Source organism: Bacteroidota bacterium (assembly GCA_020161395.1).
Lineage (GTDB): Bacteria > Bacteroidota > Ignavibacteria > Ignavibacteriales > Ignavibacteriaceae > UTCHB3.
Genome location: JAIUOE010000005.1, coordinates 17506 through 29594, shown reverse-complemented (window position 1 = coordinate 29594; position 12089 = coordinate 17506). Strand labels below are relative to the sequence as shown.

At 42.4% G+C, this 12089-nt stretch carries 10 protein-coding genes; 7 read left to right on the top strand and 3 right to left on the bottom strand.

Annotated features, from left to right (window positions below):
- The first annotated feature begins 1 nt into the window (after position 1).
- Genes LCH52_09360 through LCH52_09340 form a run of 5 tightly spaced genes read left to right on the top strand, consistent with a single transcriptional unit; the run spans position 2 to position 3764 of the window.
- On the top strand, positions 2–847 hold the full coding sequence (locus LCH52_09360) for an MBL fold metallo-hydrolase (GenBank protein MCA0388689.1): 846 nt from the start codon (positions 2–4) through the stop codon (positions 845–847).
- Positions 848–886: 39 nt separating this feature from the next.
- Positions 887–1222, top strand: a complete 336-nt coding sequence (locus tag LCH52_09355; protein MCA0388688.1) for a Rieske (2Fe-2S) protein — start codon at positions 887–889, stop codon at positions 1220–1222.
- A gap of 14 nt (positions 1223–1236) precedes the next feature.
- Positions 1237–2160: a tRNA epoxyqueuosine(34) reductase QueG gene (gene queG, locus LCH52_09350; GenBank protein MCA0388687.1), complete on the top strand. Its 924-nt coding sequence runs from the start codon at positions 1237–1239 to the stop codon at positions 2158–2160.
- Positions 2153–3223: a 23S rRNA (adenine(2503)-C(2))-methyltransferase RlmN gene (gene rlmN / locus LCH52_09345; GenBank protein MCA0388686.1), complete on the top strand. Its 1071-nt coding sequence runs from the start codon at positions 2153–2155 to the stop codon at positions 3221–3223. The genes queG and rlmN overlap by 8 nt, the downstream gene beginning before the upstream one ends.
- Positions 3216–3764: an RNA methyltransferase gene (locus LCH52_09340; protein ID MCA0388685.1), complete on the top strand. Its 549-nt coding sequence runs from the start codon at positions 3216–3218 to the stop codon at positions 3762–3764. Before rlmN ends, LCH52_09340 begins: the two co-directional genes overlap by 8 nt.
- Here the strand turns inward: LCH52_09340 and LCH52_09335 are convergent.
- The 3 genes from LCH52_09335 to secA form a co-directional block, all read right to left on the bottom strand.
- Entirely contained in the window at positions 3761–6718 is a 2958-nt protein-coding gene (locus tag LCH52_09335; protein ID MCA0388684.1) for a tetratricopeptide repeat protein, read from the bottom strand. The genes LCH52_09340 and LCH52_09335 overlap by 4 nt on opposite strands.
- Before the next feature lie 74 nt (positions 6719–6792).
- Complete coding sequence (locus tag LCH52_09330) at positions 6793–7131, bottom strand: P-II family nitrogen regulator (protein ID MCA0388683.1); 339 nt, start codon at positions 7129–7131, stop codon at positions 6793–6795.
- Between the two features lie 14 nt (positions 7132–7145).
- Positions 7146–10226 (bottom strand): preprotein translocase subunit SecA, encoded by a 3081-nt coding sequence (gene secA / locus LCH52_09325; protein ID MCA0388682.1) that lies wholly within the window; start codon positions 10224–10226, stop codon positions 7146–7148.
- Positions 10227–10500: 274 nt separating this feature from the next.
- Here secA and LCH52_09320 point away from each other — a divergent pair, with 274 nt between their 5' ends.
- Together LCH52_09320 and LCH52_09315 are read left to right on the top strand one after the other, a co-directional pair.
- Entirely contained in the window at positions 10501–10845 is a 345-nt protein-coding gene (locus LCH52_09320) for an OadG family protein (GenBank protein MCA0388681.1), read from the top strand.
- A gap of 15 nt (positions 10846–10860) precedes the next feature.
- Positions 10861–12069 (top strand): sodium ion-translocating decarboxylase subunit beta, encoded by a 1209-nt coding sequence (locus LCH52_09315; GenBank protein MCA0388680.1) that lies wholly within the window; start codon positions 10861–10863, stop codon positions 12067–12069.
- Positions 12070–12089: the final 20 nt, after the last annotated feature.

Here is a 12089-nt window from a genome sequence, read left to right as displayed (position 1 = left end):
GATGAGAACAGGCAAATACTCTGTAAAAGTTTTTGAATCAGATTACTTTAAACTTGATGGTGGTGCCATGTTTGGAATAATTCCCAAACCTCTTTGGGAGAAAACCAACCCGGCAGACGAAGTAAACCGTATAGCCATGTCCACCCGTGTAATTCTTCTCGAATGGGATAACGAGAAAATGTTGATTGACACCGGAATGGGTGAGAAGTGGGATGCCAAATCGAGAGATATTTATGCCCACGACCCTGAGACCACACTCGAAAAGAGTTTGAAGGCACAAGGAATTTCACCATTGGAGATTACAAAAGTGTTATTGACACATCTTCACTTCGACCATACGGGCGGCTCGGTGGTAGAAAAAGATGGCAAATTGCAACCTGCATTTCCAAATGCCCGTTATTTTGTTCAAAAAAGAAACTTTGAATGGGGTGTCAATCCTTCAGATCGCGACCGGGGGAGCTATATAAAAAACAACTTCCTTCCTCTGATAGAAGAGGGGGTGCTGGAACTTGTTGAGGAAAAGGATCCGGAATTTATGGATGGAATAACCCTCCACACTCTTAACGGTCACACTTTTGGGCAGCAGGCAGTGAAGATATCAGACGGTTCGTCCACGCTTTTTTTCTGTGCTGATCTGATTCCAACCCACGGACATATACCACTACCCTACATTATGGGTTACGATCTTCAACCGCTGGTTACTCTTCAGGAAAAAAAGGAAGTTCTCGCTAAAGCAGTGGAGGAGGACTGGACACTCATCCTGCAACACGATCCGTTAATTCCGGCAGTGAAAGTGGAGAAAACCGACAGGGGCTTTAAAATCAAAGAAAAATTGTCCCAAATCTGATTATTTTGGCGAGTGAAATTGCCACAAAAGGAGAATTGTATGGATGAAGCTGTAAAAAAACTGTGCAAAGTAAGCGAACTCCATGAAGGTGAAGGTAAAAGATTCGTGGTGAACGGGGAGGAAATTGCCCTGTTCAAAGTTGACGGCAAGATACATGCGCTAAGTAATATTTGTCCTCACATGCATCCGGCTGCAATCTATACCGGATTTATTGAAGATGGATTCGTGGTCTGTCCAATCCATGGATGGAGATTTGATCTTGAAACCGGCAACAAGGAAAACGGACACAGGGGACTGAAAGTTTTTCCTTACGAGGTGAAAAACGGTTATATATATGTCACGGTAGAAGATGAGACTCCTCATTGGAAGTGGTAGGAAATAATCAGACCGTGACAAAATTAGCCAGGGAAATTGGATTCGATCTTGCAGGTTTTGCAGAGATTGAACCGCTCGAGTGGGAAACAGAATTTTTGCGGCAATGGATCGGGAGAGGATTTTCTGGGGGAATGTCGTATCTCGAAAAAAATATCGAAAAAAGAAATGATCCTAAAAATATCCTGCCTTCAGCAATCTCCGTGATATCGCTCGGGCTGAATTACCGGCAGTCAGGAGATTACACTCCTGGGAAAGAAAAAGTGTCAAGATATGCCTGGGGGAGGGACTACCACTTCGTGATGTGGGAAATGCTTGAAAAATTTGAAGCCTCACTTCGAGACCTTTTTCCCGGGTGTGAGACAAAAAGCTATGTGGATACAGGTCCCGTAATGGACAAGGTTTGGGCAGCCAAAGCGGGAATTGGCTGGCAGGGGAAGCATTCAAATATCATCAACAGGGAGATGGGGAGCTGGTTTTTCATTGCGAATGTCTTTTCGAATATCAAGTTTGACTACAGTTCACCCCTCGAAGATTTTTGCGGAAGCTGTACTGCCTGCATCGACGCCTGCCCGACAAACGCCATCGTCGGTGAATATATAGTTGATGGAAGCAAATGCATTTCATATCTGACTATTGAGAACAAGGGAGAGATCAGTCCGGAATTTGAAGGAAAAATGGATGACTGGATTTTTGGTTGTGACATTTGTCAGGATGTGTGCCCGTGGAACAGGAAGTTCAGTGCAGAAACAAACAATAAGAATTTTACAGGATTCAATGAAACATCCGGATTGAACAAAGAGTTTGATCCCGGTTTTTTTGATCAGATTGATAACAAGGAATTTAAAACAAGATTCGCCGAAAGTCCAATTCTAAGAAGCAAATTGAAGGGAATGAGACGGAACAGCGGTTTTTTAAGAAGAAACAAGAATAATGATTGAAACAAAAAAAGTACAATTAAAGGGGATGACACTCCCTGAGTTAAAGGAATGGTTTATAAAAAAGGGTGAAAAATCATTCCGTGGTGAGCAGGTTTTCAACTGGATGTACAATTATCTGGTTGATGATGCAGATCAGATGCTTAATCTCTCAAAGTCGCTGAGGGAATTGATAAAAAATGAGACGATTATCAACACCCTCGAGCTGACTGATAAATCCGTTTCGGGTAGTGAGGGGACTGTAAAACTTCTTCTTAAAACTGCACTTGATCACCTTATTGAATGTGTAATCATCCCTGAGGAGAAGAGGTGTACGCTGTGTGTCTCCACTCAGGTTGGATGTCCCCTGGACTGCAAGTTTTGTGCAACAGGTTTGCTCGGATATAAAAGGAATCTGACTGCCGGAGAGATATTTGATCAGTACGCAATTGCACAGTCGATTTATGAGAGGGATATAACAAATATTGTTTACATGGGAATGGGGGAGCCACTTCTGAATTTTGATTCCACTGTAAAATCGCTCGAAATATTTCAGCAGGAACTTACCAAAGGTATCAGTCTGAAAAAGATCACAGTTTCCACGGCAGGTATCGCCCCAAGAATCAGAGACCTTGCAGACACGGGATTACGCCCAAAACTTGCTCTGTCACTTCATTCCTGTTTTGAGGATATTCGCACTAAAATAATGCCGATTAATGCAAAATATTCTCTGAAGGAAAATATCGATGCAATTGAGTATTACATTAAAAAGACGAACACAAGAATCACCTACGAATACACAATGCTTGAGGGAATTAATGACCGGGACAAGGATATAAAAGCACTCGGTAAACTCTGCCGCAGGATGCCATCCAAAGTAAATATTATACCATTCAATTCGCTTGAGCACATGAACCCCGAGGGATTCTCGGGTGAACTTCGCTCCACTTCCCGGGAGAGAATCGAAGAATTTGCCGACCGTTTGCGGGACGAATATGTTACAGTGATGGTCAGGGATACCCAGGGAGATGAAATAGCCGCCGCTTGTGGTCAACTTGCAGGAGTTACGATAAGAAGCCATGAGTAACAGAAAACTCAGTCACGCAGAAATTTCCGTAAACAGAGCCAAACTTGATAATCTGCATGAAGTAAAAAAAATGCCGGTTGTTGTTTTGCTCGATTCCATCCGCAGCAGCTACAATGTTGGTTCCATCTTCCGCACATCAGACGGGGCAATGATTGAAAAGCTCTACCTTTGCGGTTATACTCCGGCACCACCGGTTAAGGATATCATGAAAACTTCTCTTGGTTCCACTGAAAGCGTGGAGTGGGAATTTGTGAAAGATGCAGTGGAAGTGGTGCGAAAATATAAAGAGTCGGGTTACAAAATCTCGGCTCTAGAATTGACCGATACTTCAATAGACTACTGTGATATTGGTGATGAAGTGTACCCACTCCTCTTCATTTTGGGAAATGAGATTACAGGAGTGAATCAAAATTTGCTGGATTTATGTGATTTTACAATAGAACTGCCACAATACGGGATAAAACAGTCGTTGAATGTTGCTGTGGCTTATGGAATTGCTGTCTACAGACTGAGAGTGGTTTTCGATGGGAAAACTGATTAGACTGTAAAAAACTCTTCGCCGTTGTCCTTTGTATGGATACTTAATGAACCTGCCCTTACCATCGTGACTAAAGTTCTCGATGCCCTTCTTTCGGAGATATTCGCAGCATTTGCAAGATCCTTCACATTGATTTTTTCATGCTTCTCGAGCCAGGTAAAAACTTTTTTTTCGAGATCACCGACCGAAAATTTAACGAGCGGATTTGAAGAACTTCTCGCCTTGAGAATTCTGATCATTTGTTTCGATGCCGGAATACTCTTGTCGTTCACTCTGATATAAACCTGAGCGGTATTTATATCAAGATCTTCTTTGTAATCCTGAATTCGATGAGGTTTATTGTCTGATTCAGGAACAAAAACCACCACGAGTTCCTTTTGGTCAATATTAATGAATTGCAGAAGGTAGTCGATTTTTGGGGTTATATAGAAATTTGTGGTTTCGTTTATGAACTCAAATTCAGTCTTTTCGCTTTCAAGTCCCACCACTTTTTTGTTGTCATTCACTCCAAAAATCAGGTACCCGCCTTTTGTGTTGGCGAATGAGATCATCACTTTGGCAATCTTCTCGGGCTCTGTAAACTTCAGTTTGAATTCCGTAGTGGTGCTTTCACCCTCCTCAATAAGATCGAGCAGGTCTCTTCGTTTGATGAAATTGCTCAATGGTGGTACCTCCTCTTTGATTTCCTCTTTTTTAGGCTCTTCGATCGTCTTTGCTGGTGGCACAGCCTGGGGTTTGGCTGCAGAATCCTTTTTAGGAATCGCAGTCGAATCGATTTTTGGAATACTCTTTCCTGTTGAGTCCTTGATTTGAGTTGCAGTGGAATCGATTTTAGGAGTATTCCGCGCAATAGAATCGGCTTTCAGACTGTCCCTGATTACTTTAAGAGAGTCTTCAATTTTCTTTTTGATACGGGCTTTTTCCTCCTTGTAAAAGTTAACTTTTGGAAGGATCTTGTTTGTAAAGCGTGTTTGAGGATACTTAGCAACAAGAGTATCGTAGACAGCAAAAGCGGAATCGAGCAATTTCAAATCATTTTCAAGAGTGAAACCGGCAGCCAGAAGTGACTTGGGAGCGGTAAATGTTTCGGGGAACTTGAGATAAACTGAATAATACTTTTGAACCGCCTGATGGTAATCTTTTTTCACATAAATGCCTTCTGCTTCTTCAAAAAGAAGATCGGCAGGCGAGGCATTCAGAATTACTTTTGGTTTGCCGAGTTTATCAGCCGCAAGATTCACAACTGATTCGTTTTTAAAATTATCATAGACAATCTGGAAGATGGAATCCGCAGTCGATTTTTCATTTTTGTCGAGGTAATAAGAACCGAGTGAAAAAAGTGCCTGACCTTTATACCGTGAGTTTGGAAATTCACCGAGAAGCTTTGTATAATAATTATAGGCAGAGTCGGGAATTACGATTTCACCAAAAAACACATTTCCAAGGTCGAAATAGACCTTTGAGAGGAGGTTTTTTAGAGAATCCGAGGTGATCTGAGGCATTACAGGTGCCCACCCCTTTTTTAATACAGCCACGGTGGCATTTGGATTGTTTTGACCCTGCTGTTCGGGATTATCACCCTGTTTCGGTCTCCCCACAATCATTTCTTCGTCCAATGGTTCGGAGGGTTTTTCAGGTGCAGGTTTGTTTTTCAGCGAATCCTTGACAGCGAGCAGCGAATCCCTCATTTTTTTAGCGGAATCGGAAAGTTCAACGGGAGCTTTGAAGAGATCTGCGAGCTTGGCGTCTGCTGAATCGGCATAGAAATTTAACGAATCTCTTTTGAATTCCATGGGATCATTCAGGTAGGCGAGCTGTCGGGAGTAAACATAAAGATTGGTTTGAAGCCCTTCATATCGCTTGAAGAGATTCGATTTTTCTCTGATCCTCTTCACATAGTCGGCAGTAGAGGCGCTTTTTTCAGCCTTTACATAATAAATGTAAGCAGAATCAAAATTTTTCAGGTTGTTCTCAAACATGTCACCCAATTCGAACCGGGCTATTCCCGATGATACCGAATTCAGTGTGAGTGTATCAAGAGCATAAAGCTGTTTATAAGCCTCATCATATTGTCCGAGTTTTTTTAGACTCAACCCCTTTTGGAGCATGATCTCATCAATTTTGTCCTGATATTTAAACTCTTTCGACATTTTTTGAAGATTTGCCTGCGACTCATCAATTTTGTTCATTGCCCTGAGGCAGATGCTGTAATTCAGGTTGGAATTGTATTCGATCTCAAACGGGGGACCAAATTCAAGAGCTGCTTTGTAGGCTACTGCAGCTTTTTGAGGATCACTCAATTTTTTGAAGAAGAGCTCGCCGATTTCATATTGTGCTTTAGCTGAGATGTCGTTTGAAATATCAACAGCAACGAGATCTCTTAATTTCTGAACGGCTTCGAGGTATTTTTCAATGAATTTCAGATACCTTATCTCTTCGATATATACTTCTGACAACACTTCCCTGTCCTCTTCTTTGAGGGCAAGCTGCTTTGCTTCATCGAGATATTTTAGCCCTGAATCAAATTTTTTCATCTGAATCTCGGACTTTGCGAGCCAAAGAGTGGCATCGATAACAAGACTGCTGTTTGGCTGGGTTGCTATCAATTCCTGAAATTTTCGTGAAGCCTTGATGTAACTTCTCTGATAGAAAAAGGCTTTCCCTATAAGGAAGAGGGCATCATCAACATAAGAACTCTTGTTGTGGAACTGTAGAAGTTTGGAAAATTTTTCGATTACCTTCGGCAGGTTCTGATTGGCTCCGGCAGGGATTGCTGCCTCTGAAATGGCAAAAATATCTTTCCTCTCTTTGATGATTTGTTCTTCAGCATCATAGTAAAGAGTTTTTGCGTTGTGATAAAGATTGAAGTATGTTGTGAAATCCTGCCAGACACCACATCCTGATATCAAAAAGGCAGATGTGAGCAGGATCAGGGATTTGATTACTTTGAGCTTCAAAGCCGGTTCCGAAAATTAATTTGAGTCAGAAGGAATTTAGAGAACAGTTGGAATTTATTCAATGCAAATAAAAATCAAAGCGCATCAAATCCTGATTCGCCTGTTCTTATCCTGATTGCATCAGCAACATCAGAAATGAATATTTTTCCGTCGCCAACCTGTCCGGTTTTTGCATTTTTGATGATAGCATCTATGGCAGTTTCGAGGCGGTCATCATCAACAACGAGTTCGATTTTCATTTTGGGGACGAACTCTATCCTGTATTCACTGCCGCGATAGACTTCTTTGTGTCCCTTCTGCCTGCCGTAACCGCGGACCTCGGTGATAGTGAGACCTTTGAAGCCCTCCTCGATGAGGGCTTCTTTTACTTCGTCAAGCTTGAAAGGTCGTATAATTGCTTCTATTTTTTTCATGGTGGTGTCCGTTCTCAGGCGTTTTTACCGTGGCACTGTTTATATTTCTTGCCGCTGCCACACCAGCAGGGATCGTTTCTACCGATTCTTTCCCCGACTTTTACGGGTTGTGGTCTGCCGACAGGTGCAGTCTCCTGCTCTTTGGGAGAGGGGACATAACCACCGTGCATACCGGCATTATCAGCCGATTCCTTTATAGTTCTGGTTGGCCTTCTCTCGGGTCTGCGTGAAATCTGGACACTCTCGGGTTGGGCAGGGTAGAGTTTGAAGGCAATCTGTACCGTCTCATTTCTGATGGTATCAAGCAGCTCGGTAAAGAGATTGAAAGCCTCGTTTTTGTATTCAATGAGAGGATCTTTCTGTCCATAAGCCCTAAGATTTATACCTTCCTTCAAATCGTCCATATCGCGGAGATGTTCTTTCCACTTGTTGTCGATAACAGTGAGGAAGGCGAATCTTTCAATTCGTGCCATCATTTCAGATGTGAGCATGTTTTCTTTGTGAGCGTAGTAGTCGTGAGCAGCTTTAATTACTCTTTCAGTTACACCGTTTTTATTCAGGAGACCCCATTCTTCTCTGTTGAATTTCATGTTCAAAAGAAGGTAAGTTTCAAGATCTTTTTCGAGTTGCTCTATTTCCGCATTATCGTAATATTTTTCAACGAGTTCAGCAGCGTATTCCTCCATCATGTCAAGAATTTCAGTTTTTAGTCTTTCACCATGAAGTGCGCGGTTTCTTCTTGAATAGATGATGGTTCTCTGCTGGTTCATGGTGTTGTCATACTCGAGCAGTCTCTTTCTTATCGCAAAGTTGTTTTCCTCAACTTTTTTCTGAGCCCTTTCTACAGAACGGGTAATGATCGGGTGCTTAATCACTTCTCCTTCTTCGAAACCGGCACGCGACATTATGGCGGCAGCCCTGTCGCTTCCGAAAAGCCGGAGGAGATCATCTTCGAGCGAAAGGAAGAAGAGAGTGGTTCCGGGGTCACCCTGTCTTCCCGCACGACCTCTTAACTGACGGTCAATTCTTCTCGATTCGTGCCTTTCGGTACCCAAAATGAATAGTCCGCCCTTTTCTTTAACGCCTGCACCGAGTTTAATGTCGGTACCACGACCAGCCATGTTGGTTGCAATTGTAACTGCCCCCGGTTGACCCGCAAAAGCTACCACTTCGGCTTCCCGCTGGTGTTGCTTGGCATTAAGAACATTATGCCTGACGCCTCTCAGTTTGAGCATTCTGCTTATGGTTTCCGAAACTTCCACTGAAGTGGTACCCACGAGGACGGGGCGTCCTTCCTTCTGAAGTTCTTCAACCTGGCTGACAACCGCATTAAGTTTTTCCCGTTTGGTTCTGTAAATCTGATCGTCTTCATCAGATCTTGTCATCGGACGGTTTGTAGGGATTACCACTACATCAAGTTTGTAAATTTCATCGAACTCACCTTCCTCTGTCTCGGCTGTACCGGTCATACCGGCGAGTTTTTTGTACATCCTGAAATAGTTCTGGAGTGTGATGGTGGCGAGTGTTTGAGTATCTCTCTCAACCTTAACATTTTCCTTGGCTTCAATTGCCTGATGCAATCCGTCAGAGTATCTTCTTCCGGGGAGTACACGACCGGTAAATTCATCAACAATCGCAATTTTACCATCCTCGGTGATAACATACTCATCATCTTTTTCGAAAAGTGTGTAGGCTTTTAAGAGCTGGTTGATGGTATGAAGTCTGTCCGACTTTTCGGAGTATTCGAAGTGAAGTATTTCCTCTTTTTTCTTTTTGTCAGCCTCATTTAGGGAGGTGTCATTCTGAATTTTGCTTATCTCGGTGCCAAAATCAGGCAGGATAAAAAATTCCTTTCCGTCGGCTGTACCCTTCGCAAGTTCTTCTCTCCCTTTTTCTGTAAGTTCGATGGAATTGTTTTTCTCATCGATAACAAAGTAGAGTTCTTCATCGATAATGTGCATGTTTCTGCTTTTATCTTTGAGGTATTCAAGCTCAGTGTTCTGCATCAATTGTTTGTATTCAGGCTCGGAGATTACCTTCATAAGCTTTTTGTGTTTGGGCAGACCACGGTATGCTCTGAAAATTTTCACACCGGCTTCTGTTACATCATCCTTCGAAGGATTTGAAGTGAGGGTCTTTTCAGCCTCAGCGAGCATGGTTGAAACGATATTGGACTGAAGCCTGTGGAGTCTCTCGATCTTTGGCTTCATTTCATCATATTTTTGATTGTCGGAATCGACCGGACCTGAAATTATGAGGGGGGTTCTTGCTTCATCGATAAGGACTGAATCCACCTCATCCACTATCGCATAAATATGCTTTCTTTGGACCTGGTGTTCAGGATCGATTGCCATGTTATCTCTGAGGTAATCGAAACCAAATTCGTTGTTTGTCCCGTAGGTAATATCACAGCCATACGATTCGCGTCTTTTGTCAGGACTCATTGTACCAAGTATTGCGCCGACAGTCAAATCGTGGAATTTAAAAATTTCTCCCATCCACTCGGAATCCCTTTGTGCCAGGTAGTCGTTCACTGTTACGAGATGTGCTCCTCTGCCGGTGAGGCAATTGAGGAAGAGGGGAAGTGTGGCCACAAGTGTTTTACCTTCACCGGTTGCCATTTCTGCTATTTTACCCTGATGTAAAACAATACCACCCATCAGCTGTACATCATAGGGTACCATGTCCCAGGTCACTTTTTGACCCATTACGGTGTAAGATTTTCCTACAAGTCTGCGGCAGGTATCTTTTGCCACTGCGAAAACCTCCGGTAAAATTTCATCGAGCAGGTCTTCGTATTTATCATCAAGCTCTTTTTCAAGAGTTTCAATTTCATCATGAATTTCGGTTGCATTCTCAACTTCACCTTCAACGCTGGTGAGGCGGTCATTCAATTCCGCCAGTTTGCCTCTTATTTCTTCAGTTTCCTTGTTGAGATATTCCTTGAAACCCTTGACTTTTTCCTTCAATTCAAAATCGCTCAAAGAGGCGAGGGTTTCGTAGTGCTCGTTTATTTCCTGTACAACAGGTTGTAATTCTTTATATGTACGGCTGTGTTTATCGCCAAAAATGGCTTTTAAGACCGATTTTAACATTTAGAGTCTGCTCCAAAAAATTATTATAACCTGTAAATTTAGCTATATTGTCACACAATAACAATGTATATTTTTGTATTAAGGATCAACGGTGGATGGTGAGGGCAGAAGGCTGAGGGCTGAGGTCAGAAGTTTGAAGTTTGAAGTTTGAAGTTTGAGATGGAAAAAAATGAAAAGTTGATGATTATATTGGAAAGGGTATTTATATTTGTAAGATAACTTTTTTTATTATTTATACTGAAAAAAGTTGAGTTTAAAGAAAAATAGATGACATATGAATATATTTACAGCGATTGGAATAATATTCCTTTCCACCTTCGTTATATCCTTCCTTGTAGCAGGTCTAATAAGGCTCATTTCCCTGGCAATAAACTTCACACGAATTCAAAAAGAAAAATCACAGGATGTCCATGAGGATCTTGCTGTGGTCCAGTCTGAAGCCTCAGGTCAGGAGAGTGATCTCGAAATAGTTGCAGCTATCGGGTTGGCGATACATCAGTATCTTGAAGAAATGCATGATTACGAAAGAACGGTCATGACCATTCAAAAAGTAGTGAAACCGTACTCTCCCTGGAGTTCGAAAATTTATGGCTTAAGACAAAATCCGAAAGGGAGGTAAAAAGTGGACTTTCAAATCTTACAGGAGATATTCCCCGGAATATCTACATTGTTTACTTCCGACCTGACAATTTCGATCGGAAGAATTTGCTTAATGTTACTCGGTTTGTTGCTTGTCTATCTCGGTAAAAAGGGGGTACTTGAACCACTTCTTATGATACCAATGGGCATAGGCATGGCAGCGGTAAACGCAGGTGTGCTGATAATGGGACCCGGAAAAACAGGCAATCTTTTCCTTGATCCGATGGTCTCAGACCCGAAACAGTTGATTGATATCCTTCAGATTGACTTTTTGCAGCCGATTTATACTTTGACTTTTAGCAACGGTCTTATCGCCTGTTTTGTTTTTATGGGAATAGGTGTTCTGCTCGATGTTGGATTTCTTCTCGCAAGACCTTTCCTGAGTATGTTTCTCGCAGTTTGTGCGGAACTGGGCACATTCCTCACAGTACCTGTTGCTATGGCGATGGGACTTGATGTGAAGGATGCTGCCTCTGTTGCAATGATTGGTGGTGCGGATGGTCCCATGGTGCTCTTTACGGCGCTCAAATTATCACCAAAACTTTTTGTCGCAATCACAGTTGTGGCATATCTCTACCTGGGTTTGACTTATGGAGGTTATCCCTACCTGATCAAGTTACTGGTACCGAAAAAGCTCAGGGCGATAAAGATGCCGCCCAAGAAAAAGATCAGGCAGATTTCAGCTTCGGAAAAACTTTACTTTGCTGTAATTGCCTGTACAATTTTGTGTCTCCTTTTCCCTGTCGCAGCTCCATTGTTCCTTTCGTTGTTCGTGGGTGTCGCTGTCAGGGAAGCAGGGCTGAAGCATATTGTTGATTTCATTGCCGGACCCCTGCTTTACGGATCAACCTTTCTTCTGGGACTTTTGCTTGGAGTTCTTTGTGATGCATCATTGATTCTTGACCCCCAGATTCTGACCCTTCTGGTTTTGGGCATAGTTGCACTGATTCTTTCAGCAGTTGGTGGACTGATGGGCGGGTACATAATGTATTTTATCACGGGAGGAAAATTCAATCCTGTGATTGGAATTGCAGGTGTGAGTTGTGTACCAACGACAGCAAAAGTTGCGCAAAAATCTGTCCATGAGGCAAATCCGCAATCGATAATTTTACCCGAAGCCATTGGTACAAACATCAGCGGAGTGATAACCTCAGCAATTATTGCAGGTCTCTACATCACATTGATTCCGATCTTTTTCAAATAGTTAATTATGACCTTTCAAAA